The organism is Streptomyces sp. NPDC001530 (genome assembly GCF_042894545.1).
In the GTDB taxonomy this organism is placed as follows: domain Bacteria; phylum Actinomycetota; class Actinomycetes; order Streptomycetales; family Streptomycetaceae; genus Streptomyces.
The window spans coordinates 221406-244940 of sequence record NZ_JBIAVS010000009.1 but is presented as its reverse complement, the minus strand read 5'-3'; the positions used below and the strand labels follow the sequence as shown (position 1 = coordinate 244940).

Here is a 23535-nt window from a genome sequence, read left to right as displayed (position 1 = left end):
GCGTACGTGTACGTGGAGCGGGCGTCCCGGTTGGCGGGCGCGGTGGTGTGGAGCCGTGTCCTGCCGGGGCGCGGCTCGGCCGTAGGGCCCGTACTGCCCGACGGCTGCATGGACCTCCTGTGGACCGAGGGGCGGCTGCTGGTCGCCGGTCCCGACACACGGGCGTACGTTCCCGAGGGGGTGCCCGGCGGCTGGGCCGGCGTCCGCTTCTACCCCGGTACGGCGCCCGCGGTGCTGGGCGTACCCGCCCACGAACTCCGCGACCGGCGGGTGGAGTTGGCCGACCTGTGGCCCGCTTCCCGGGTGCGGCGCCTGACCGGGAGGGTCGACGGGGCCGCCGACCCCGTGAGCGCCCTCGAAGAGGTGGCCCTGGAGCGGGCGGCGGACGCGGAACCCCCGGATCCGCTGCTGCGGGGCATGGTCGCGGCCCTGGACTCGGGTCGCCCGGTCGCCGCGACCGCCGATGAACTCGGCCTGAGCGCACGGCAGTTGCACCGCCGCTCACTGGTCGCGTTCGGCTACGGGCCGAAGACGCTGGCCCGGGTGCTGCGACTGCAGCGGGCGCTCGCCCTCGCGCGGGACGGGGTGCCCCTCGCGGAGACCGCGGCCCGCGCCGGGTTCGCGGACCAGGCCCATCTGGCGCGCGACGTACGGGAGCTGGCGGGGATGCCGGCGCGGGAGCTCCTGGGGCTCCGGTAGACGTGGAAGAGACCGGGTCTCCGGTAGGCGCAGGAGCTACTGGGTCTCCGGCAGCCGTGCGAAAAGGTCGACGCCATTCCCGTCAGGGTCGTGCACGACCGCGTACCGCATGCCCCAGAAGGCGTCCCACGGCTTGAGCTCACCCTGATGACCGGCGCCGACCAGTTCCTCGTACACGGAGTCGACCTCCGCCGGACTGTCGCAGAGGAAGGCGAGCGAGGTGCGGCCGCCCCCGCTCGGCGGCCGCCACCCGGCGTGGAACGACCGGACCGTCTCCTCCGTGTCGAGCGCCAGCCGCAGCCCGCCGGGCAGTTCGGCCTCGACGTGCGGCTGGTCCTCGGAGCCCTCGGGGAAGACGAGCCCGAGGCGGCGGTAGAAGGCGAGGGAGGCGGCCATGTCGGAGACGACGAGGCCAATCACATCGAATCGTGGAGTCATATGGCCACGGTAGGCAGAGCCCGGTGGCCGGTCTTGAACGAATCGGACGCGGTCGGGGACCGGCGTCTTGTACGGCGTGCCACCGGTTCCGGTCCGCGCGGCGGATCCGAAATTTTCGGTCTCATCGGCTCGTTGGGGCGCACCCCACCGCGGAAATAGGCTCGGGGCCATGCCGCCCTTCCGTGTTCTCGTCTACACCCGCACCACGGCCTACCGGCACGACTCCATCCCCGACGCCGTCGCCGCCGTGCGCTCCCTCGGTGACGAACACGGCTTCGCGGTCGATGCCGGCGAGGACCCCGGTGCCTTCGAGGAGCCCCTCGACGCGTACGCCGCCGTCGTCTTCCTCTCCACGAGCGGGGAGGTGCTGACGCCTCCGGGACGCGACCGTCTCGCGGCGTACGTCGAGGGCGGCGGAGGGTTCGTCGGGGTGCACGCGGCTGCCTGTACCGAGTACGGGTGGCCCTACTACGGCGAGATGCTCGGGGCTCGCTTCGACCGGCACCCGGCGTATCAGCCGGGGAAGGCCGTCATCGAGGACGGCGAGCATCCGGCGACCCAACATCTGCCGCCCGTCTGGGAGTTCACGGACGAGTGGTACGACTTCCGGGTCAGTCCTCGTGGTGCGGTGCGTGTGCTCGCCTCCGCGGACGAATCCTCGTACGAGGGCGGGGGCATGGGGGAGGACCATCCGCTGGTGTGGTGTCGCGAGCAGGGCGGGGGCCGGGTTTTCTACACCGCTCTCGGGCACGCCTCGGGGGCGTACGAGGATCCGGACTTCCGCGCCCATCTGCTCGGCGGTATCACCTGGGTGACCAGGACGTAGCCGGTGCGGGGCCCGTGCTCGCCCGCTCCACCAGGCGGGTCGACAGCTCCGTACGCGTGCCCTCCGGCTGGTCGCCCGCCATCATCCGGACGAGGAGGCGCAGCGCCGTCGCTGCCATCTCGGAGAGTGGCTGGCGGACGGTGGTGAGCGCGGGGGTGGCCCAGCGGGACTCGGGGAGGTCGTCGAAGCCGACCACGCTGATGTCGTCCGGGACGCTCAACTGCCGTTCGGCCAGGGCCTGGTAGACGCCGAGCGCCATCTTGTCGGAGCAGACGAAGACGGCGGTGGGAGGTTCGGGCAGGTCGAGGAGTTCCAGCATGCGGCGGTGGGCGCCGGTCTCGTTGAAGCTGCCGTAGCGGACGTACTCGGGGCGGTGCCGGATCCCGGCGGACGCGAGGGCCGAGCGGTAGCCGGCGATCCGGTCGCTGCTGCATATCTTGCGGCGGTAACCGCCGATGACGGCGATGCGCTCATGGCCGAGGGAGAGCAGATGCTCCGTCGCCAGCAGACCGCCCTGCCAGTTCGCCGCGCCCACCGACACGACGCCCGGCGGCGGTTCGAGGACCGGGTCGATCATCACGAACGGGATGAGGTGCTGGGCCAGCCAGGCGTACTGCGACGACGTCAGCTCGGCCAGGTTGAACAGCACACCGGACGAACCGCGCGCGATGAGCTTGTCCAGCCAGCCGCGCTCCGGCCGCGCGCCCCGCGTCCGGGTGAGCCCGGCCGACACCACGACCTCCAGGCCCGCGTCGTGCGCCGCCGCCTCCACGCCGTGCAGCACCGCCCCCGACCATGAACTGTCGAGCGAGTGCACGATCAGGTCGACCCGGCCCGGCGCCTTCGCCGCATCGAACCGGGGTCGGCGCACGTAGCCGAGCCGGTCCAGCGCCTCCGTCACGCGGCGGCGCGTCTCCGGCGCCACGTCCTCCCGGCCGTTGACCACCTTGGAGGCGGTCGGCACGGACACCCCCGCCTCGCGGGCGACGACCGCCAGTGTCGGCCCGGCCGCCACGCTCGCACTCCCCGTACGGACCATCGGGAACCACCTCTCCGGCCCGCCCGAGGGCCATGAAAAGTTTCGACCAGCGCGGAAACAGTAAGCGCTTCCTACCCTAGGTTCATCGGGTGGAGTCGGGAAGAGGCCGGACTTCGCAGGTCTTCGCGGTCCCGCACTTTCGAAACTTCGAACGCGGCGACGTCTACCAGCAGGTGAGCCGGAAGCCGGTGAAGTCGGCCGTGAACGCCGCGTCCACCAGGTCCACGGCATGGATGCCGGCCATCGCCCCGGTGAAGCGGAGCTTGGATCCGTAGTCGTCGGAGAGCTTGCCGAAGTCCAACGGCTCCCCGACCGGCGTACGTATCCCGTCCCGCACGTACCAGAACCGCACCTCGGCCCCGCCGACCGTCACGCCCAGCGTCACCGGCGCGTCCGCGCCGACGTCGACGACGGTCACCGGCCGGGTGCTCGCCTCGTCGCGCTCCACGAGCCGGAGCACCGTGCGGCCGCCGCCCCGCCACTGCTGCCCGTGCTGCCCCTCGCCCTCGGCCTCCGCCCAGGTCAGGTCCAGGCTCAGATACGCCTCCGTGTTGTACCGGAGCACCAGGCCCGCGGCCTGCGTGAAGGTGTTCGGCCGCGCCTCGACGGTGACTTCGGCCTCCGCACGGTGCTCGGTGATCCGCTGGGCCAGCAGGCTGTGCGCCCACCGGGACTCGGGACCGTGCCGGCCGCGCAGCCGGATCCAGCCGGGGCGGGTGGCGGTGTCCGCCCAGGACGGGTCGGGGGCGTCGCGCAGGGTGCTCCACGGCCACCCCAACGCCTCGGAGGGCGGGGTCACTTGCGCCTCGGGTCGGGTCGGCACGTCGACCTCGACCGCCGGATGATGACCCCCGTGGCTCAACCTCGGCCAACCCTCCGCATCCCACGTCACCGACTGGATCGCCGTCTCCCGGCCGAGCGTGCAGCGCGGGCCGTCCGGGGTCCGCAACGGACGGGCCGCCAGATGGCTCAACACCCAGTCGCCGTCGGATGTTTGGACCAGCTCTCCGTGCCCCGCCTTCTGCAGCGGCAGCGACGGGTCGTCCCGGGACGTCAGCAGCGGGCGGTCGTCGAGCTCGTACGGTCCGGTGAGCGCACGGCTGCGTGCCACCCGCACCCCGTGCTCGAACCCCGTGCCGCCCTCAGCGAGCACCAGGTAGTACCAGCCGTCGCGCCACAACAACTTCGGCCCCTCGATGAGCCGTTCGTGCTGGAGGAGGAGGTGGGTGTCACCGACGGGGTTCAGCGTCTCGCGGTCCAGCTCGGTCAGGACGATGCCCGCGAAGCGCCTGCCGCCCGGCCGGTGGTCGTTCTGCAGGTTGAGCAGCCACAGCCGGCCATCGTGGTGGAAGAGCGCGGGGTCGAAGCCGTGGCTCGCGACCCGTTGCGGGGTCGTCCACTTGCCGCCCACCTCGGCGGCCGTGCTCACGTACGCGTCCGCGTCGAAGTACGGCGTGCCGACCGACCGCACGACCGAGTAGACCACCCAGAACCGCTCGCCGTCCCAGCTCAGCGACGGCGCCCAAATGCCGCCCGAGTCGGGCACCCCGGCCAGCGAGTCCCCGGGGACCGCGCCACGCACATGGCCGGCGTACTCCCAGCGCGCGAGGTCACGGGAGCGGTGGATCGGGATGGTCGGGAACCACTCGAAGGAGCTGGTCGCCACGTAGTACCAGTCGCCGACCCGGACCAGCGAGGGGTCGGGGGCGAAACCGCGGATGACGGGATTGCGCAGCACGGTCACGTGAAAACTCCCGGTGTGACGGTCACTTGATAACTCCTGGCGTGACGGTCACTTGAGGGCCCCCAGCGTCACACCGGTGCGCCAGTAACGCCGCATCGCGACCATCATGATCGCCATCGGCACGATGGACAGCAGCGCGCCGGTCAGCACGAGACTGGTCAGGTCGACGCCGGACTCCAGGCGTTTGCCGGACCAGTTGTACAGGCCCAGGTTGAGGGTCCAGTTCTCCTCGCCGCGCAGCACGGTGAGGGGCAGGAAGAAGGCGTTCCAGGTGTTGACGAAGGCCAGCAGGAACACCGTCGCGCCCCCCGTCGTCATCATCCGCAGCACGATGCTGAAGAAGATCCGCAGTTCGCCGGCGCCGTCGATGCGGGCGGCCTCCAGCAGCTCGTACGGGATGGTGGCCTCGGTGTACACCTTGGCGAGGTACACGCTGAACGGGTTGATCAGGCAGGGGATCAGCATCGCCCAGGGCGTGTCGACCATGCCGATCTCCGAGAACAGCAGATACAGCGGCAGGGTGAGCAGCGCGATCGGGATCAGGAACGAGCCGACCACGCACGCGAACACCAGGTTCCGGCCCGGGAACTGGAAGCGTGCCAGACCGTAGCCCGTCGCGAGGGCGAGCAGGGTGCCGCCGAGGGAGCCGACTCCCGCGTACAGGAACGAGTTGGCGGTCCAGCGCAGGAAGATGCCGTCCTCGTAGGTGAACAGCTGGTGCAGGTTGTCCCACAGGTGCCAGCCCGAGAACCACAGGCCGTTCGTCTGGTACAGCCCCGTCCGGTCCTTGGTCGATGCGACGATCAGCCACCACACCGGGAACAGGCTGTACACGCTCGCCAGCGTCAGGCCGACGAGGAGGAAGCGCTGGCCGCCGCGGGTGCGGGAGGCCGGATCCGGCTTGGTGAGGCGGCGGACCTGGCTCGTCCCCGCGCGTTCTTCGGTGAGTGTCATCAGTCCGCCTCCCTTGACGTCAGCCGGTAGAAGAGGAAGGAGGCGACGCCGAGGATGAGGGCGAGCAGCACCGACAGGGCCGCGGCGTAGTGGTAGTTGCCGGCGTTGAACGCCTGGTTGTAGATGATCATGATCGGGGTGAAGCTGTCGCTGACCGTCTGCGGGGTGATGTTCCTGAACAGCGCGGGCTCGTTGAAGATCTGCAGCATCTGGATGATCGACAGCATGCCGGTCAGCACCAACGCACCCCGCACGAATGGGATCTTGATGCTCAGCGCGATCCGCCGCTCGGAGGCGCCGTCGAGCCGCGCGGCCTCGAACAGCTCCCGAGGCACACCCTGGAGCGCAGAGTAAATGATCACCATGTTGTAGCCGACGCCGTGCCAGGTGAGCAGGTTGCCGATCGACGGCCACACCATCGACGGCGCGAAGAAGTTCCAGTCGAAGCCGAACACCTTGCCCAGCGGGGTCAGCGGACCGACGTCCGGGCTGTACAGGTTGATCCACACAAGGGCGGCGACCACACCGGGGATCATGTACGGCACCAGCAGGAGGATCCGGAACCGGCCGGCCACCTTCGAGGCCAACGCGTCCAGGAACAGCGCCAGTACGAGGCTGATGAGCAGCATCACCGGGATCTGCACGCAGGCGAACAGCACCACCCGCAGCACGGAACCCATGAACGCCGAGTCGGTCAGGCCCTGTTGGTAGTTGTCCAGGCCTGCGAACTTCTCCGTCGCGCCGCCGAGCCCGAGCCCGGACTGCTGCTCGCGGTACAGCGACTGGTAGATCGCGTAGCCGATCGGGAGCAGGTAGAGGAAGACGAAGCCGAGCTGGAAGGGCACCGTGAAGGCGGCGCCCTTCCAGCGCAGGGAGCGAGTCATCAGTGGTTGCCTTCAGCCTCTAGCCCTCGACGCTGATGCCGCGGGACTTCAGGTCCTTGACCGTCCACTCCTGCATGTGCGCCAGCAGATCGGTGACCTTCTCCTGCTTGTTGACGACCTTGGCCCAGCCGGCCTGCATCTCCGTGAACATGGCCGTCCAGTCCGGCCCGAAGGTCCAGTCGGTGGTGACCGTGTTCAGGCTGTCCGTGACGATCTTCTGGGCCGGCTCGTAGTTCTTGCCGAGCAGCTTGTCGGAGATCGCCTCACCGACGTACGAGTTGCTGTCGGCCAGCGCCGGCATCACGCCGTTGCCGGTCGTCGGGCTCGCCATCGTCTTGACCGCGCCGGTGTTGGTGGACATCCACAGCGCGGCCTCGGCGGCCTGCTGCTGGTTCTTGCACTGCTTGGTCACCAGCGTCACGCTGCCGGTCAGGTTGGTGCCGGCCGGGGTCTTGGCCGCCTCGCCCTGGTACGTCGGCCAGGGTGAAAGCGCCCACTTGCCGAAGGACTTGGTGAAGTTCTGCACCATGCCGGCCATCTGCCAGGTGGAGATCTGCCGGGTCGCGGTGCCGCCGTTGTCGTAGTTGCGCTGCACGGCCGCGTAGTCGGCGAAGGACAGTTTGGAATTGAGGTCGTTGTCGATGATCTCCTGGATCACCTTCGCGGCCTTGAGGGTGCCCGCGTCCTGGAAGTTCACCTTCCAGGAGTTGCCGTCGATGGAGTACCAGTGCGCGCCGGCCTGCATGGCGAGCACCTCCAGGGTGCTCGGGTCCTCGCCGGCGTAGTTGGTGATCTTGATGCCGTGCTTCTTCAGAGCCTTGCCCGCGGCGATGAAGTCGTCCCAGGTGGCGGGGGGCTTGAGGCCGTACTTCTCGAAGATGTCGGTGCGGTAGATGGTGAAGTTGGGCGCCGAGCTGGTGGGGACGCCATAGAGCTTGCCCTGCACCTGCGCGCTCGCCCAGGAACCGGCGTTGAACTTGTCCTTGTTCGACCCGACGTACTGAGTGATGTCGGCGAGCGCGCCCTGCGAGACCCAGCTCGTCACGTACTCGGCGGTGTTCTGCACCAGGCAGGGCGCGTTCTTCGCCTTCACCGCGTTGGTCAGCTGCTTCTGCATGGTCAACTGGTCGGTGACCTTGGTGTACTTGAGCTTGACGTCCTTGTGCGAGGCGTTGAACGCCTTGACGACGGCTTCCTGGCCGTTGGCCCAGCCCCAGAAGGGGAGGGTGACCGGGCCGGACGACTTGGTGTCGTCCCCGGAGTCCGATCCGCCGCAGGCGGAGAGCAGACCAGTGAGCGCGAGACCCGCGACGGTGGCGTGGGCGAACCTTCTCCGGCGGCTGGTGAAGTTCATCTGACCGTGTTCCTTCGGAATGTAGGGCGGCTCGGAACGAGAGGACGGCGGCTCGGTGCAGGCCGGGAACGGCGGCCGGGAATCCGTCGGCTCGCGGTTGCGGGGGGTCGGCCAAGCGGAAGCTGTAGTAAGCGGTTGCTGGGACGGTAGGCCGAGGGGTCGGCGCCTAGCAAGAGGTGCGCAGAAATTTGTTACGGCGGGTTGTCCGTCTGGTGAGGTCCAGGAGTGGGCCGAGCGAGCGCGCGCGGCAGGACATAAGGCCAGGTCAGTGGCTACAGTCCCAGAAGTGGAAGAAGCCCGGCGGGCGTCTCGGACACTCCCGCCGGGCTCGAAAAAAGCGGGGGAAACCGTTTACGAAACGAGCACTTCCCCCACAGCGCAGTCAGCGCCGGGCGGGCGGCTGCACGGAGTTGCGTACGACGACATGGGTGCCCAGCACCAGGTGGTCGCCGTCGGCGCCCTTGCGGCGGCCCGCCCCGGCCTCGCGCCGGTCGGCCACCGCGCGCAGGGCGACGCGGCCCATCTCCTCGTACGGTACGTGCACGGTGGTCAGCTGGGGTGTGAGCTGGGAGGCGAGCGGGATGTCGTCGTAGCCGACGATCGAGACGTCCTCCGGCACCCGCAGCCCTGCGGCGCGCAAGGACTGCATGGCGCCCGCGGCGACCACGTCCGTGCCGGCGAGCACCGCGGTGAAGTCCGGCGTTTCGTGCAGGGCCGTCTCGACGGCGCTGTACCCGTGCTCGTCGTCGTACGGACCGTGCCGCACCATGCCCGGGTCGAACGGCACCCCGTACGACTCGAAGGCCCGCTGCGCGCCCCTCAACCGGCCCTGGGCCGTGGTGAGTTCGGCGGGTCCCGGCAGCACCAGGACCCTGCGGTGTCCGGCCGACAGCAGGTGGCTGGCCATCGCGTAGGCGCCGCCCTCGTTGTCGTAGTCGACTGTCGTCGCCGGGACGTCACCCTCCAGGGGCGGCCTGCCCACCAGGACGAGATGGGAGCCGGCCGCGTCGAGGGAGCGGGCGAAGCGGGCCATGCGCAGCTGGTACTCCTCGTAGTCGTAGGCGCCGCCGAGCAGGACGACCGCGGCGACGCCCTGCTGGCGCATGAGGTTCACCAAGGCGAGCTCGCGCTCCGGGTCGTCGCCCGTGGTGCCGACGAGCGACAGCCAGCCGCGCAGGGTGGCGGCGCCCTCGACGCCCTTGGCCACGTGGGCGAACGCGGCGCCGGTGATGTTGTTGATGAGGATCGCCACGGTCGGTGTGCCGCCGCCGGCCAGGGAGCGGGCATGGGCGTTGGTGACGTAGTCCAGGTCCCGGACGACCTTCATCACCCGGCGGCGCAGCTCCTCCGACACCGGGTAGTTGCCGGACAGGACGCGCGACACGCTGGCGACGGAGACCCCCGCCCGCTCCGCCACGTCGCGGATGGTGGCCCGTCCGGCGTCACCGGGCGCCTTGCGCTGACTCACCGTTGCGGCTCCTTCACCGTCACGACTGCTCCGCCGGCGTAACAGGGCCGCGGCCCTTCGCCGGGCGACCAGGGGGGTGCGCCCCTTGCCGGTGCGGAAACCGTATCCCATTGTTTCTCTCCCATGACGGGTCGCGTCGGTGCGGGGGTCACGCGACACGGTCCAGGTCCGAGTGCCGTACCTCGTGGGCCGGGGGCAGGCCCGCGACCAGGCGCTCCAGTTCCTCCACGACGATGCGGCCGAGGCGTTCCAGCTCGTTGCCGAGCGAGCCCGCGATGTGCGGGGTGAGGAAGACGTTGGGCAGGCGGTAGAGCGGGGATCCGGCGGGCAGTGGTTCGGGTTCGGTGACGTCGAGGATCGCGTGCAGCCGGCCGGAGACCAGCTCGTCGGTGAGCGCGCCGGGGTCGACCAGGGCGCCGCGGGAGGTGTTGATCAGGACGCCGCCGTCCCGGATGAGGGCGAGCCGGTCGGCGTCGAGCATGCGGTAGGTCTCGGGGATGTCGGGGGCGTGCAGCGACACGATGTCGCTGTGCCGCAACAGGTCCTCCAGAGACAGCAGTTCGGCGCCCAAGGCGGTGGCCTCGGCGGGGCTCACGTAGGGGTCGTGGAGCAGGACCGTGAAGTCGAACGGCCGCAGCAGCTCCAGTAGGCGGCGGCCCACGCGCGAGGCGCCGATGACCCCGACCCGGCGGCCGACGTTGCCCGTGGCCGCGGTCTCGGTGTGGGAGGGGTAGGTGTGGCTGGCGCGGAAGCGCTCGCGGTGGGTGAAGGTGTCCTTCCCGGCGAGCAGGATCATGGCGAGCGTGTACTCCGCGACCGGCAGGGCGTTGCCGGTCACCGCGCTGGAGACGGTGATCCCACGCTCCCACAGGGCCTCGCCGACCAGCGAGCGGACCGAGCCCGCGGCGTGCAGGACGGTGCGCAGCCGGGGTGCGGCGGCCAGGACGCCCGCGTCGAGGCGGGGGCAGCCCCACCCGGTGATCAGCACCTCGGCCCGGGCGACGGCATCCGCGGTCGCCGGATCGGTGAAGTCCCGTACGACGAGCGCGGGGTCGAGGTCGGACGCCTTCCTCAGCCGGGCCATGAGCGGCGGAGGGAAGAGCAGGGGGAGGTGCACCGGATCCATCGCGAACGCGACCCTCGGCGGCTGCGGGCTTGGCATGGCTCTCCTGACACACTGGATGGAAACATTTTCAGAAAGCGCCTTCTACCGTATATCTGCCAGGAAGCGGCGGTCAATCGGTGGGACGACGGGCGGGAGCGTCGTGTGGCCCCGGAGCGTGGCTTGCCCGAGTCGGCCGGATGCGGTCCTTGATCCCGCTCCGGCGCGAAATCGGTTACTCAGCTTGCTCGGGAGGGTGTCGTATTCGGCGCATGGTGAGACAACCGGTTGCCTTCCTGACCAGGAGCGTAGGCACTGGAGCCCCCTGCGCCCAGGAGGCCCACAGTTTTCGAAAGTTCGTCATGCCTCTTGACGTGCCGTGCCCTCAGAAGGAAGCTCCCTGCACCGCTTGTAGCAACCGGTTTCTGAAACTCGCACGCCGCATCACATCCCTCGGAGCGTGCCCCTGTGTCGTCATCCATCTGAGTGAAGAGAGTGGGTAGTTCATGCACACCCAGGCCGGTGCTCCGCTGAGCCGTCGCCGATTCCTCGCCCTCTCGGCGGCCGGCGTCGCGACCGGTGCGGCGGCGCTGAGCGGCTGTGCGCTGCAGGTGTCCACCGGGGTCAGTGGCAAGGGCGAGACCGTCACGCTGATGGTCAAGCCCGACGACATCTCCCCGGAACTGGTCAAGCAGGCCCAGAAGGACATCGGCGTCAAGATCATCAAGGTGCCGTACAGCATCACCAAGCTGGTCGCGATGATGACCAACGGCAACCCGCCCGATCTGGTGCGCGGCGTCGGCGCCGTGGACGCGCCGTACTTCGCGGCACGGGACGTGATGGAGGAACTGGATCCGTACTTCGCCAAGAGCAGTGTCCTCGAGCTCGATGACCTGGACCCGGTCAACGACCTGTGGCGGTACGACGGCAGGACCCAGGGCAAGGGGCCGCGCTACGGCATGGCGAAGGACTTCTCCCAGGACTCCATGTACTGGTACAACACCGCGCTCTTCGACAAGGCGGGTGTCGACTACCCGCCGGAGAGCGAACCGGTCACGTACGAGGAGTGGCTGGAGAACGCCAAGCGGCTCACACGGCGCAAGAACGGCCAGACCACCGTCTTCGGCGGCAGCTACAACGGCGTCCTCACCCCCAATCTGCTGGCGAGCCTGACAGTTGCCGCCGGAGGAAGTCTCTTCAGCGACGACTTCTCCCGAGTCGACTTCACCGCCCCCGAGGCCCGCAAGGCGCTCGGCTGGTACATCGACTACTGCAGGACCAAGGTCGGGCCCAGCATCATCCAGCCCGACCCCAACACCTGGGACGGTCCCACCTACCAGGCGAATCGGATGGCCATGACGAACTCGGGCTACTGGCTCGGCGGCCTGATCAACGCGGACAAGAAGTTGGCGCCGGTGTCCCGCCTCGCCCCCGCCCCGGTCTTCGAGGGTGGCGCGCGGACCAGCCCCTGCCAGGCCGGCACCGGCCTGTGGATGCCGAAGAAGGCACGCAAGAAGGACGCCGCCTGGCGGGTCTTCGAGTGGTTCTTCGGCGAGGCACCGGCCAAGGCGCGCGCCTCCAGCGGCTGGGGCATCCCGACCCTGAAGTCCCTGCGTCCGCTGATGCCGGCCCAGGAGGACTACCAGAAGCGGGTGCTGAAGGTGCAGGAGGCCGAGCTCAAGCACTTCTCGGTGATCGCCTTCACCCCCTTCGCCACGGCGGACTCGCTCTACGCCATCTTCAACCAGTTCGCCCCGGCAGCCATGAGGGGTGAGATGTCCGTCGACAGCCTCGCCGGCCATCTGAACTCGGCCATGAACGAGCAGCTCAAGCGCGGTAAGGAGCAGGTGGGATGACCGTCGGGCAGATCTCCTCCGTCGCGGACCGGTCCGGCTCGACCGCGACCACCGGCGGGGCACGGGCCGCGGACCGGCCGCGCACGTCCATGACCGCGCGCAGGCACCGGGCGTTCTACATGTTCACCTCGCCCTGGATCATCGGTTTCCTGCTGCTGACCATCGCCCCCATGGCGTACGCGCTGTGGCTGAGCTTCACCACGTTCGACGGCATCTCGCCGCACTGGCGGTACGTCGGACTCGGCAACTACCGCGAGCTGTTCTCGGATGCGCAGACCTGGGACGCCCTGGGCCGCACGGGCCTTTTCGCGGTGACCTCGGTGCCGCTGTCGATCATTGCCGGGCTCGGGCTCGCGGTTCTGGTCAACCGGCCGCTCAGGGCCCGCGGACTGTTCCGCACCCTGCTGTATCTGCCGGCCGTGGTACCCCCGGTGGGCGCGGGCATCGCCTTCAAGCAGCTCTTCGACCAGAACTCCGGTGCCACCAACGGCGTGCTGAACATCTTCGGCATCGACGCGATCGGCTGGCTCGCCGACCCCTACGCCCGCTACGTGCTGCTGATGACGGTGCTGTGGGCCGCCGGAAACATCATGATCATCTCGCTGGCCGGGCTCCAGGACGTGCCCCGCGAACTCCACGAGGCGGCCCGCATCGACGGCGCGAGCGCCTGGCGGACCTTCCGCAGCATCACCGTGCCACTGCTCTCCCCCGTGCTGCTCTTCCAGACGGTGACCGGGGTGATCGCGTCGGTGCAGTCCATCATGCCGCTGCTGTTGGCGCCCGACGGCACCCCCCAGGGCATCACCGCGATCCCGCAGTCCAACTACCTCTACATGATGCACGTGTTCGCGGAGTACTTCGCGTTCGGCCGCTACGGCTACGCCTCCGCGCTGCTGTGGGTGCTCTTCGTCCTGATCCTCGTCGTGACCGGACTCATCTTCAGGGCCACGTCCGGCGCGGTGTTCTACAACGTCGACCCGGAGGCGAAGAAGTGACCGCCACCAGCCTGCCCCCCAAGTCGCCGGCCCGTTTTCGGATACGAGTGAACCGCCTCGTCCTCTACACCGTCCTGGTCGCGATCACCGGGCTGTTCCTCGGCCCCTTCGGCTGCCTGGTCCTCAGCGGCCTCAAGACCCCGGCCGAACTGGCCGCCTCGCCCGTCCACTGGGTTCCCGCCCCCTTTCAGTGGCACAACTTCGCCGACGCCTACCACCTCATCGACTTCCTCGGCTACGCCCGCAACTCCCTCGTCATCGCCACCATCTACGCCACCCTGGTCACCCTCAGCTCGGCCTGGGTCGGCTTCGGGTTCGCCCGGCTGACCGCGCCGGGCAAGAAGGCGCTGTTCGGGGTGCTGCTCGGCTCGATGATGCTGCCCCAGCTCATCACCCTGCTGCCGACCTATCTGATCTTCGCGAAGCTCGGCATGGTCGACACCTACTGGCCCTGGGTGCTGTGGGGCCTGTCCGCCGCCCCCTACTTGGTCTTTCTCTTCCGGCAGTTCTTCGCGGGGCTGCCGCGCGAGCTGGAGGAGGCCGCCATCGTCGACGGCTGCGGCTACGCGGCAATCTTCTGGCGGATATTCCTGCCGCAGTCCTGGCCGGTCCTCTCCGCGAGCTTCGTCATCGCCTTCACCTGGACCTGGGGCGACTACATCGCCCCGCAACTGCTGCTGTCCACCGACCGCTCCACCCTCGCGGTCGCGGTCATGTCCAACTACGTCACCTCGGCAGGGACGCCCGTCACCAACCTTCAGGCCGCTGCCTCCGTGATGTACGTCGCCCCCATCCTGCTGATCTTCCTCATCGCCCAGCGCGGCTTCGTCGCCGGCATGTCCACCTCCGGTCTCAAGTAACCCCGCTTACTCACCTGTTGCAAGGAGTCACGCATGAACACGCCCTTGTCACGCCGTACCGCCCTCCAAGCGGCCGGTGCCACCGTGCTCGCCGCAGGACTGTCCGGCCTGACGGCCACGGCGGCCCGCGCGGACGACGACAACTCCGCACCGAAGCTGGTCACTTACCCGCGCCCGTCCACCATGCCGACCAACACCAGCTTCAAGGTGCGGGTCCGTGTCGCTCCCGACGGCGAGTGGCAGACCCTCGACATCTGGCGGCCGCGGCTGGAGGAGATCAACCCCACCACCGGATCGGGCAAGGTCTACGACACGTCGATGGTCTACTTCGACTTCCAGGGGTCCGTCGAGATCGAGGTCACCTACCTCAAGGGCGGCACCACCAAGGCCCGGGTGAGACCGGACGCGCTGGGCATCAAGCCCGAACTCCTCGGCGACACCCTGCGTTTCACCTTCGACGAGCCGCGGGATGTCGTCGTCCAGGTCAATGACCAGGTCTTCGACTGCCTGCATGTGTTCACCAACCACATCGACCCGAACCCGCCGGCCGCCGACGACCCGGACGTCATGTACTTCGGCCCCGGCGTGCACACCGTCACCGGCAATGTCCTCACCGTCCCCAGCGGCAAGACCGTCTATCTGGCGGGCGGCGCCGTCCTGGTCGGTCAGGTCTACTTCAAGGATGTGGAGAAGGCCTCCCTCATCGGACACGGCATGGTCTACGGAGGCACGGCGAACGGCGTCCTCTGCGAGGGCAGCAAGAACATCCGGGTCGAGGACGTCATCATCATGAACCCGGGAGGCGGCTACATAGCCACCCTCGGCGAGAGCGAGAACGTCCACATCAAGCACGCGCGCGGGTTCAGCTCGCGGGGCAACGGTGACGGCATCGACATCTTCTCCAGCAGCGGCGTCGTCATTGACGGCTGTTTCCTGCGCAACTCCGACGACTGCATCGCCATCTACGCCCACCGCTGGAACTACTACGGCGACACCCGCGACATCACCGTCCAGAACTGCACCCTGTGGGCCGACGTCGCCCACCCGATCAACGTCGGCACGCACGGCAACACCGACGCCCCCGAGGTGCTGGAGAACCTGGTCTTCAAGAACCTGGACATCCTCGACCACCGCGAGCCCCAGATGGGCTACCAGGGCTGCATCGCCCTCAACCCCGGTGACTCCAACCTCATCAAGAACGTGCTCATCGAAGACGTACGCATCGAGGACTTCCGCTGGGGCCAGGTGATCCACATGCGGATCATGTACAACACCAAGTACAACACCTCGGTCGGCCGCGGCATCGAGGACGTCTACGTCAAGAACCTCACCTACACGGGCACCCACGCCAACCCGTCCCTCTTCCTCGGCTACGACGCCGACCACGCCATCAAGAACGTCACCTTCGAGAACCTGGTGATCAACGGGACGGTCATCGCCGACTCGATGAAGAAGCCCAAGTGGTACCTGACCACCGACACGGTGCAGTGGTACTACAACGAACACGTCCTGAACCTGAAGTTCCTCACCACCGCCGAGGCCGAGGCGGCCGCCGCGTCATGACGATTCCCGCACCGAGCCGCCGGGGCTTCCTCGGCGGCGCCGCGGCCCTGCTGCTGGCGTCGGGCGTGAGCGGACTGCTCGTACCCGGCACGGCCGGGGCGGCCGAGAACGACACCGGCGCCAGAGCCTTCACCCACCCCGGTCTGCTGCACACCGCCGACGACCTGGCCCGTATGAGGGCCGCCATCGCCGCCCAGGAGTCGCCGATCTTCGACGGCTACCTCGCGCTCGCGGCCCACGCCCGGTCGAAGGCGACGTACACGATCCAGAACACCGGCCAGATCACCTCCTGGGGCCGCGGCCCCACCAACTTCCAGAACCAGGCGGTCGCCGACTCGGCCGCCGCCTACCAGAACGCCTTCATCTGGTCCGTCACCGGCGACCGCGCGCACGCCGACAAGGCCCGCGACATCCTCAATGCCTGGTCGGCGTCCCTGACGATGATCACGGGCGCCGACGGCCCGCTCGGCGCGGGCCTGCAGGCCTTCAAGTTCGTCAACGCGGCCGAACTGCTGCGGCACGGCGACTACGACGGCTGGGCGGACGAGGACATCGCCCGCTGCGAGCGGTCCTTCCTGGATGTCTGGTATCCGGCCGTGTCCGGCTACATGCTGTACGCCAACGGCAACTGGGACCTGACGGCCCTTCAGACCATCCTCGCCATCGGCGTGTTCTGCGAGGAACGCACCCTCTTCGAGGACGCCCTGCGCTTCGCCGCCGCCGGTGCCGGCAACGGCAGCATCGCCCACCGCATCGTCACCGACGCGGGCCAGGGCCAGGAGGCCGGCCGCGACCAGGGCCACGAACAGCTCGCGATCGGTCTGACCGGCGACATCGCCCAGGTCGCCTGGAACCAGGGCGTCGACCTGTGGGGCTACGACGACCACCGCATCCTCGCGAACTTCGAGTACGCCGCCCGCTACAACCTGGGCAACGACGTTCCCTTCACTCCCGACCTCGACCGTACCGGCAAGTACATCAAGAAGACCGTCTCGGCCACCGGGCGCGGCACCATGCCGCCGATCTACGAGATGGCGTACGCGCACTACGCGGGCGTACGCGGCCTGGATACCCCGTACACCAAGGCGGCCGTCTTCCGCGGGACCGGCGGCGCCCGAGTCGTCGAGGGCAGCAACGACGACCTGCCCAGCTGGGGCACCTTCGCCTACGCCGGTGCGACGGCCGCCTCGCCGAGCGTGCCCACGGCTCCGGCGGGTGTCACGGCGGTGGGCGACGACAAGGCGGTCACCGTGAGCTGGCTGCCGTCGGTGTGGGCGAGCGGGTACACCGTCCAGCGGGCCAACCGCCCTGAGGGCCCGTACGAGGAGATCGCCTCCGGGGTCGACCATCCGTCGTACACCGACAGCGACGTGCGCCCGGGCCGGACGTACTCCTACACGGTCATCGCGTCCAACCCTCAAGGAACCAGCGGTAGTTCAGGCCCTGTCTCGGCTGCCGCCGGTCTCCCCGAGCCCTGGTCCACCCAGGACATCGGGGACGTGAAGATCCCCGGCTCCGCCGCCTTCGACGGCGAGCGGTTCGTGCTGGAGGCGAGCGGCACCGCGGACAGCTACCGCCTGGCGCACCTCCCGCTGCCCGGCGACGGCACGGTCAGCGCGCGGATCGTATGGCCGCTCAGCTCGCAGTACTCCAAGATCGGCGTCACCCTTCGGGACTCCCTCGACGCGGACGCAGCGCATGCCTCCATGCTGATCCAGGGGCTGCCGCTGCACACCTGGAGCGGAGTGTGGACGGTGCGCCCCGCGGCCGGGGCGGACATCTCCGCCACCGGCAGCACCCCCGTGCCGCCCTCCCAGCAGCAGGCCATCACCACCTCCGCGGCCTTCCCGATCTCCAGCCTCGGCACCCTGCCGGAGTCGGCGACCCCGCTTCAAGCCCCGTACGTCGAGGGTGCGGGCGACGGCTACCGGCTGCGGACGCCGTACTGGGTGCGCGTGACCCGCAGGGGCCGCCGCTGCACCGGCGCCATCTCGCCGGACGGCATCCGCTGGACCGAGGTCGGCTCCACCGAGGTCGAGTTGGGGCACACCGCGTACGCGGGCCTCGTCCTCACCTCCTGCCTGGGCGTCGACGAGGAGTACGCCGAGACCGGCACCGGTGCTTTCGACAACGTCAGCGTGACCTCCTCCTCGTCCGGTGAGCTCTGGTCCGTGCCGCGCCCCTCCCGCACCGCCACCGGCCTGCGGGCGACCAGCGGCGCCGACGCCGTCGAACTCGCCTGGACCGATCCCGACCCCTCCGCCCGGTACAAGGTGCTGCGCGCCACCGACGCCGACGGCCCGTACCAGACGATCGCGACCGGCATCGGCCCGGTCGGGTTCGGCACCCGAGTCCGGTTCGAGGACGCGACGGGCACGCCCGGTGCGACATACCACTACGTCGTCGCGAAGATGAACTGCGGCGGGCGCGGTCCGCTGTCGCAGTCGTCCGCCGCGCCGGTGCCGACACCTTCGGTGCCCCAACTCACCTCGGCGGACACCGCGTTCGCAAACAAGGGCGTTGCGTTCCGTCATCTGCTGCGCGGCTCGCACGAGCCCATACGGTTCACCGCGGACGGCCTGCCCGACGGCCTGCGCGTCGACAAGCGCACCGGTCTGATCTCCGGAACCCCCACCGGGACAGGCGAGTTCACGGTCACGACCACCGCGGGCAACGCGGCCGGCGACGGGACCGGCACCCTCACCCTCACGGTCGGCACACCTCCGCCCGCCCCCTGGACGTATGACGACCTCGGTGACGTGGTCCTCGACGACCGCGATTTCGGGACGCTGGGGGTGGTGGCGATCCGTACGCCCGGCAGCACGTCGTACGACGGCGGGACCTTCACCGTCCGGGGCGCCGGCACCGATCTCACCGTCAACAACCAGGGTATGACCGGCCAGTTCGTACGGCAGCCCGTCACCGGCGACTGTGAGATCACCGCCCGATTGCTCTCCCGTACCGGGGCCACCGCCGACCGGGTGGGCCTGCTGATGGCCAAGTCGCTGTCGCCGTTCGACCATGCGGCCGGGGCGATCGTCACCGGCGGGACCGCCGCGCAGCTGATGCTGCGCAAGACGGTGGCAGGCGCTTCCGCCTTCACCGGCACCACGACCGTACGACTGCCCCTGCTGCTGCGGCTGAAGCGCACCGGGACCGCCTTCGCCGCGGCCGTCTCCACCGATGACGGCGCCACCTGGACCCCCCTCGCCGACGGAGAGATCCCGGGATTCGGTGACGCCCCCTACTACGTGGGCCTCGTGGTCTGCTCCCGCAGCCCCCTGGTCCGCAGCACCACCGAGTTCGAAGAGGTGAGCATCACCCCCACCTAGCGGGATTGGAGATGCACCAGCAATGAGCCGCACCAAGAACCCCCACGCGCAAGGAAAGCCACCACAGTTGAGCCGCCGCGGTCTGCTGAAGACCGCGGGCGGGCTCACCGCCGCCCTCGCCGTCGGCGCGTCCGCCGCGGCCGTCACCGGCGGCACCGCGGACGCCGCGCCCGCAACCTTCACCCACCCCGGAATGCTGCACGCCTACGGAGAGCTCAACCGCGCCAAGGTACGGGTCGCCGCGGGCGACGACCCGTGGCTCTCCGGCTGGAAGCGCCTCACCGCCAACAGCCACTCGGCCAGCACCTGGACCCCCAACCCGCAGGCCACGATCATCCGCGGCGGCACCGGCGAGAACTACGGCATCCTCTACAACGACATCCACGCGGCCTACCAGAACGCGCTGCGCTGGAAGATCGCGGGGACGACCGCGAACGGCGACACGGCCGTCAAGATCTTCAACGCCTGGTCGGCCAAGCTCACCACGGTCACCGGCAACGCCGACCGCTTCCTCGCCGCCGGGATCTACGGCTACCAGTTCGCGAACGCCGCCGAACTCATGCGTGGCTACAGCGGATTCGACCTCGCGCGGTTCAAGACGATGATGCTCAACGTCTTCTACCCGCTCAACAACGACTTCCTGCTCCACCACAACACCGCCTGCATCACCAACTACTGGGCCAACTGGGATCTGTGCAACATGAACGCGCTCCTGGCCATCGGCATCCTGTGCGACGACCCGGCCAAGTACGACCAGGCGGTGAACTACTTCAAGAACGGCGCGGGCAACGGCTCCATCAAGCACGCCATCCCGTTCGTGTACGACAGCGAGGGGCTCGCCCAGTACCAGGAGAGCGGCCGCGACCAGGGCCACACCATGATGGGCATGGGCCAACTCGGCGCCTTCTGCGAGATGGCCTGGTCCCAGGGCGAGGACCTGTACGGCTACGACAGCAACCGGATCATGAAGTGCGCCCAGTACGTCGCCAAGTACAACCTGGGCCAGAACGTGCCCTACACGACGTACACCTGGGGCACCGGCCAGAGCTGCGCCCAGCAGTCACAGACCGTGATCTCGTCAGCGAGCCGCGGCCAGGTCCGGCCGGTGTGGGACCTCCTCTACTACCACTATGCGCGCCGGCGCGGGCTCTCCGTCCCGTACATCCAGGCCATGGCCGAGAGCGTCCGCCCCGAAGGCGGCGGCGGTGACTACGGCCCGAACAGCGGAGGCTTCGACCAGCTCGGCTTCGGCACGCTGATGTACGCCAAATAGGGCCGTCCACGGCCACAGAAATCGCGGAAACGACGTCCGCGCGAAGGACGTCCGAAGGAATACCCGGAGGTGATGTGATGCTCTGATGTGAACGGTTCGCGAGTCGGCGAGGAGCTGGTGGTCGGATGGCGGTGCACGCGGTGGACTCGGTTTCGGAGACGAAGGACCCGGTGGTCACCACCCCGTACGGAGCGGTGCGCGGCCGGTACGAGAACGGGATCGCCGTCTTCCGAGGCATCCCCTACGCGGCACCCCCGTTCGGCCCCCGCCGCTTCCGGCCACCGGCGCCGCCCGAACCCTGGGACGGGGTGCGCGACGCCGGTGCCTTCGGTCCGACGCCGCCCAAACCGCCGTACTCCGAGGCGTTCGCGCGGCTTCTCGCCGACCCCGTCGTGCCCGGCGACGACTGCCTCAACCTCAATGTGTGGACGCCGGAGCCGGGACCGGGCGCCCGGCTCCCCGTCATGGTGTGGATCCATGGCGGGGCCCTGACCCGCGGCTCCTCGGCCGTGCCCGTCTACAACGGACGCTCCTTCGCCCGCGACGGAGTCGTCCTCGTCTCCCTCAACTACCGCCTGGGCGTGGAGGGTTACGGCCTCTTCCCGGACGCGCCCGCCAACCCGGGACTGCGCGACCAGCTCGCCGCGCTGGAGTGGGTACGGGAGTCCATCGCGGAGTTCGGCGGCGACCCCGACCGCGTGACCGTCTTCGGCGAGTCGGCCGGAGCCATCAGCATCGGCGCGCTGCTGGCGAGCCCGCGCGCCGCGGGACTGTTCCACCGGGCCGTCCTGCAGAGCGGGCCGCCCGAGGCGAGCGACCGCGACAAGGTGCGCCGGATGGTGCGCAGGATGGCCACCCGGCTGAGGATCCCGGCGACGGCCGAGGCGTTCGCCGCCGTCGACCGCGATCTGCTCCTGCGCACCCAGGCCGACGTCGGCAAACTCAGCAGCCCCGTCCTCGGAGGGCCCGCCTTCGGCATCGTCGTCGACGGCGACCTCGTCCCGCGTGACCCGCTGGAGGCCCTCCTCGAGGGCGCCGCCGCGGCGGTCGATCTCCTCCTGGGCTGGACCAGCGAGGAGTACCGGCTGTGGCTGGTGCCCGGCGGCCTCCTGGAGCGCGTCGACCGCCTCGGTCCCGTCGCCCTGGCCGGCGCGATGGCCCGCTGCCACTGCGGCCACGAGGTGCCCCGCGGCAACCGCGCCATCCACCCGGACGCGGGCACCGCCGACCTCGTCGGCCAGATGGTCACCGACCACCTCCTCCGCGTGCCCCTGCACCGCCTCGCGGACGCCCCGACCCGCCCATCGCCCTCGTACGTCTACGAGTTCGGCTGGCCCTCGAACGTGCCCGACCTCGGGGCCTGCCACGCCCTGGAGCTTGGCTTCGTCTTCGACACCGCCGACGTACCGGAGTCGGCGAAGCTCGCGGGCCCGGGCGCCCCGCAGGAACTCGCCGACGCGATGCACACGGCGTGGGTACGGTTCGCGGTCGAGGGGGATCCCGGGTGGGAGGCCTGGGACGCCTCGCACCCGGTCCGCGTCTTCGGCACCGGCGCACCGCGCACTGTCCACGGGCCGCGCGATCGTGAACTCGCCCTGTGGGATGCGGAGTTGGGCAAAGCGGCGGGCAGGGCCGTCAGCCTTCCGGAAACCACCACCGCGGCGCACGGGCCCGCCGGTTCGTCCCCGCGCGCGGCGGTGCCGCTGTCATCCGTACGCCGCTTCCGTCGCTCCGGCGGCGACCGGCGGTCGTGACGACGGGACACCGCCGAGTTCGCCGTCACTCACCGTCCCCGTCCTTCACCCGGGCCACCGAATCGCGGATCACGACGTGCGTCCCAAGGAGAAGGTGTTCGTTCGGGACGTCCGGGGTTCGGCCCAGGGCGGTGCGCACGGCGAGGCGGCCGAGTTCCTCGTAGGGGACGTGGACGGTGGTGAGCGGGGGGAACAGGTCGCGGGCGAAGGGGATGTCGTCGTAGCCGGCGAGGGAGACGTCGGCCGGGACGCGCAGGCCCGCTTCGTGGAGGGCGGTCAGCGCGCCGGAGGCGACCATGTCGGTGGAGGCGATCACGGCCGTGAACTCCAGCCCCTGCGCGAGGGCTTGGCGCATCAGGCGGTGGCCGGAGTCGCGGGTGAAGTCGCCGTACAGCCGCAGCGCCGGGTCCGGGTCGATGCCTCGGGCGTGATGCGCGGCGAGGTAGCCGCGTTCGCGGCCCTGGGCCGTGGTGTTGTCCTCCTTCCCGCCGAGGAACAGGACCCGCCGGTGGCCCTGGGCGAGGACGTGCGCGCACAGGGCGTAGGCGCCGCCCTCGTTGTCGTACTCGATGACCGTGACCGGCGTCCCGGGGGCGAGCGGCGGCCGCCCGCACAGGACGAGCCGTGACCCCGCCGACGCCAGCGAGTCGGCGATGCGGGCCATCCGCTCGCGGTACTCGGCGGTGTCGGTGGCGCCGCCGACCAGGATCACCGCGGCGGCCCGCTGGGCGCGCATCATCTCGATGAACTCCAGCTGGTGTTCGGCGTCGCCGTCGGTGCTGCACACCAGGCACAGATGCCCGAGCCGGGTCGCCTCCCGCTCCACCCCGTGCGCCATGTGCGCGAACGAGGGGCCGGTGATGTCGTCGAGGACGAACGCGAGCGTCGGCGTGCCGGCCCCCGCGATCGCCTTGGCGCGGGCGTCGGCGACATAGTCCAGCTCGCGGACCGCGCGCATCACCCGCGTACGCGTCGTCGTGCTCACCGGGTACTCGCCGCCGAGCACCCGCGACACCGTCGACGCCGAGACCCCCGCGCGCGCCGCCACGTCCCGGATCGTGTGCCGGCTCCCGGCGTCCGTCGTGCTCTTCCTCGTCATCCTGGCCCCTTTTCCACCGCCTCCGGCGACGACGTATCCGGCGCCGGGGCCCCCTCGGGAAGTGCGGCAACACATGTGGCAACCGGTTCCCGAGCCGGAGGCTAGCAGGGGGAGCGCCGCAGGACGAGAGACGAGGAATGCGAAAGTTTCACTCCTGCACCGAGGCTCGCACCGGCCGTCCCGGGGCGCCTAGCATCCCGCAGCGATGTGGAAACCGGTTGCCCCTGGGGGTGGGGTAGTTCGCCCCCTCCGCCCCTACCCATCCCATCCTTGGGGCTGCCGCCTATCGCGCTAA

At 69.7% G+C, this 23535-nt stretch carries 18 protein-coding genes; 9 read left to right on the top strand and 9 right to left on the bottom strand.

The features are described from left to right. Window positions 1-6: 6 nt before the first annotated feature. A complete protein-coding gene (locus ACFY0T_RS20285) occupies window positions 7-699 on the top strand; it encodes a helix-turn-helix domain-containing protein (RefSeq protein WP_388872455.1) in 693 nt (230 codons plus the stop codon). Window positions 700-735: 36 nt separating this feature from the next. On the opposite strand, the gene ACFY0T_RS20280 is transcribed toward ACFY0T_RS20285, so the two are convergent. After that, window positions 736-1137: a VOC family protein gene (locus ACFY0T_RS20280; protein ID WP_388872087.1), complete on the bottom strand. Its 402-nt coding sequence runs from the start codon at window positions 1135-1137 to the stop codon at window positions 736-738. 169 nt (window positions 1138-1306) lie between these two features. Between ACFY0T_RS20280 and ACFY0T_RS20275 the strand changes: the two genes are divergently transcribed. Continuing rightward, window positions 1307-1963 (top strand): ThuA domain-containing protein, encoded by a 657-nt coding sequence (locus tag ACFY0T_RS20275; RefSeq protein ID WP_388872084.1) that lies wholly within the window; start codon window positions 1307-1309, stop codon window positions 1961-1963. Here the strand turns inward: ACFY0T_RS20275 and ACFY0T_RS20270 are convergent. The 7 genes from ACFY0T_RS20270 to ACFY0T_RS20240 form a co-directional block, all read right to left on the bottom strand. Further along, window positions 1941-3002, bottom strand: a complete 1062-nt coding sequence (locus ACFY0T_RS20270; protein ID WP_388872081.1) for a LacI family DNA-binding transcriptional regulator — start codon at window positions 3000-3002, stop codon at window positions 1941-1943. The genes ACFY0T_RS20275 and ACFY0T_RS20270 overlap by 23 nt on opposite strands. Window positions 3003-3165: 163 nt before the next feature. After that, window positions 3166-4746, bottom strand: coding sequence for a family 43 glycosylhydrolase (locus ACFY0T_RS20265; RefSeq protein WP_388872078.1), 1581 nt, complete (start codon window positions 4744-4746; stop codon window positions 3166-3168). A gap of 48 nt (window positions 4747-4794) precedes the next feature. Beyond that, window positions 4795-5700, bottom strand: a complete 906-nt coding sequence (locus tag ACFY0T_RS20260; protein WP_388872075.1) for a carbohydrate ABC transporter permease — start codon at window positions 5698-5700, stop codon at window positions 4795-4797. Continuing rightward, window positions 5700-6584, bottom strand: coding sequence for a carbohydrate ABC transporter permease (locus ACFY0T_RS20255; protein WP_388872072.1), 885 nt, complete (start codon window positions 6582-6584; stop codon window positions 5700-5702). The genes ACFY0T_RS20260 and ACFY0T_RS20255 overlap by 1 nt, the downstream gene beginning before the upstream one ends. Before the next feature lie 19 nt (window positions 6585-6603). Further along, window positions 6604-7938, bottom strand: a complete 1335-nt coding sequence (locus ACFY0T_RS20250; protein WP_388872070.1) for an ABC transporter substrate-binding protein — start codon at window positions 7936-7938, stop codon at window positions 6604-6606. Between the two features lie 382 nt (window positions 7939-8320). Further along, complete coding sequence (locus ACFY0T_RS20245; protein WP_388872067.1) at window positions 8321-9406, bottom strand: LacI family DNA-binding transcriptional regulator; 1086 nt, start codon at window positions 9404-9406, stop codon at window positions 8321-8323. Between the two features lie 148 nt (window positions 9407-9554). Further along, entirely contained in the window at window positions 9555-10568 is a 1014-nt protein-coding gene (locus tag ACFY0T_RS20240) for a hydroxyacid dehydrogenase (RefSeq protein ID WP_388872064.1), read from the bottom strand. A 446-nt stretch (window positions 10569-11014) separates the two neighbouring features. Here ACFY0T_RS20240 and ACFY0T_RS20235 point away from each other — a divergent pair, with 446 nt between their 5' ends. The 7 genes from ACFY0T_RS20235 to ACFY0T_RS20205 all read left to right on the top strand — a co-directional run bounded on the left by ACFY0T_RS20235 (window position 11015) and on the right by ACFY0T_RS20205 (window position 22141). Next, the gene (locus tag ACFY0T_RS20235) at window positions 11015-12364 is read left to right on the top strand and encodes an extracellular solute-binding protein (protein ID WP_388872061.1); all 1350 of its coding nucleotides are present in this window, start codon (window positions 11015-11017) and stop codon (window positions 12362-12364) included. After that, window positions 12361-13359, top strand: a complete 999-nt coding sequence (locus ACFY0T_RS20230) for a carbohydrate ABC transporter permease (RefSeq protein ID WP_388872058.1) — start codon at window positions 12361-12363, stop codon at window positions 13357-13359. Before ACFY0T_RS20235 ends, ACFY0T_RS20230 begins: the two co-directional genes overlap by 4 nt. Further along, complete coding sequence (locus tag ACFY0T_RS20225; protein ID WP_388872055.1) at window positions 13356-14219, top strand: carbohydrate ABC transporter permease; 864 nt, start codon at window positions 13356-13358, stop codon at window positions 14217-14219. Before ACFY0T_RS20230 ends, ACFY0T_RS20225 begins: the two co-directional genes overlap by 4 nt. A gap of 33 nt (window positions 14220-14252) precedes the next feature. Beyond that, a complete protein-coding gene (locus ACFY0T_RS20220; protein ID WP_388872052.1) occupies window positions 14253-15782 on the top strand; it encodes a glycosyl hydrolase family 28 protein in 1530 nt (509 codons plus the stop codon). Continuing rightward, window positions 15779-19114 carry an alginate lyase family protein gene (locus ACFY0T_RS20215; protein ID WP_388872049.1) on the top strand — a complete coding sequence of 1112 codons (3336 nt, stop codon included), beginning with the start codon at window positions 15779-15781 and terminating at the stop codon, window positions 19112-19114. Before ACFY0T_RS20220 ends, ACFY0T_RS20215 begins: the two co-directional genes overlap by 4 nt. A gap of 22 nt (window positions 19115-19136) precedes the next feature. Next, on the top strand, window positions 19137-20387 hold the full coding sequence (locus ACFY0T_RS20210; protein ID WP_388872047.1) for an alginate lyase family protein: 1251 nt from the start codon (window positions 19137-19139) through the stop codon (window positions 20385-20387). A 125-nt stretch (window positions 20388-20512) separates the two neighbouring features. Then, window positions 20513-22141 carry a carboxylesterase/lipase family protein gene (locus tag ACFY0T_RS20205; RefSeq protein ID WP_388872045.1) on the top strand — a complete coding sequence of 543 codons (1629 nt, stop codon included), beginning with the start codon at window positions 20513-20515 and terminating at the stop codon, window positions 22139-22141. Window positions 22142-22166: 25 nt separating this feature from the next. Here the strand turns inward: ACFY0T_RS20205 and ACFY0T_RS20200 are convergent, their stop codons facing one another. Further along, window positions 22167-23240 carry a LacI family DNA-binding transcriptional regulator gene (locus ACFY0T_RS20200; RefSeq protein ID WP_388872042.1) on the bottom strand — a complete coding sequence of 358 codons (1074 nt, stop codon included), beginning with the start codon at window positions 23238-23240 and terminating at the stop codon, window positions 22167-22169. Window positions 23241-23535: the final 295 nt, after the last annotated feature.

What these genes read in the sequence shown, in the direction of transcription:
- ACFY0T_RS20240 (WP_388872064.1), bottom strand. Translation starts at nt 10,568, where the DNA reads ATGCCAAGCCCGCAGCCGCCGAGGGTCGCGTTCGCGATGGATCCGGTG.
- ACFY0T_RS20200 (WP_388872042.1), bottom strand. Translation starts at nt 23,240, where the DNA reads ATGACGAGGAAGAGCACGACGGACGCCGGGAGCCGGCACACGATCCGG.
- ACFY0T_RS20215 (WP_388872049.1), top strand. Translation starts at nt 15,779, where the DNA reads ATGACGATTCCCGCACCGAGCCGCCGGGGCTTCCTCGGCGGCGCCGCG.
- ACFY0T_RS20250 (WP_388872070.1), bottom strand. Translation starts at nt 7,938, where the DNA reads ATGAACTTCACCAGCCGCCGGAGAAGGTTCGCCCACGCCACCGTCGCG.
- ACFY0T_RS20220 (WP_388872052.1), top strand. Translation starts at nt 14,253, where the DNA reads ATGAACACGCCCTTGTCACGCCGTACCGCCCTCCAAGCGGCCGGTGCC.
- ACFY0T_RS20270 (WP_388872081.1), bottom strand. Translation starts at nt 3,002, where the DNA reads ATGGTCCGTACGGGGAGTGCGAGCGTGGCGGCCGGGCCGACACTGGCG.
- ACFY0T_RS20275 (WP_388872084.1), top strand. Translation starts at nt 1,307, where the DNA reads ATGCCGCCCTTCCGTGTTCTCGTCTACACCCGCACCACGGCCTACCGG.
- ACFY0T_RS20210 (WP_388872047.1), top strand. Translation starts at nt 19,137, where the DNA reads ATGAGCCGCACCAAGAACCCCCACGCGCAAGGAAAGCCACCACAGTTG.
- ACFY0T_RS20255 (WP_388872072.1), bottom strand. Translation starts at nt 6,584, where the DNA reads ATGACTCGCTCCCTGCGCTGGAAGGGCGCCGCCTTCACGGTGCCCTTC.
- ACFY0T_RS20205 (WP_388872045.1), top strand. Translation starts at nt 20,513, where the DNA reads ATGGCGGTGCACGCGGTGGACTCGGTTTCGGAGACGAAGGACCCGGTG.
- ACFY0T_RS20260 (WP_388872075.1), bottom strand. Translation starts at nt 5,700, where the DNA reads ATGACACTCACCGAAGAACGCGCGGGGACGAGCCAGGTCCGCCGCCTC.
- ACFY0T_RS20280 (WP_388872087.1), bottom strand. Translation starts at nt 1,137, where the DNA reads ATGACTCCACGATTCGATGTGATTGGCCTCGTCGTCTCCGACATGGCC.
- ACFY0T_RS20235 (WP_388872061.1), top strand. Translation starts at nt 11,015, where the DNA reads ATGCACACCCAGGCCGGTGCTCCGCTGAGCCGTCGCCGATTCCTCGCC.
- ACFY0T_RS20230 (WP_388872058.1), top strand. Translation starts at nt 12,361, where the DNA reads ATGACCGTCGGGCAGATCTCCTCCGTCGCGGACCGGTCCGGCTCGACC.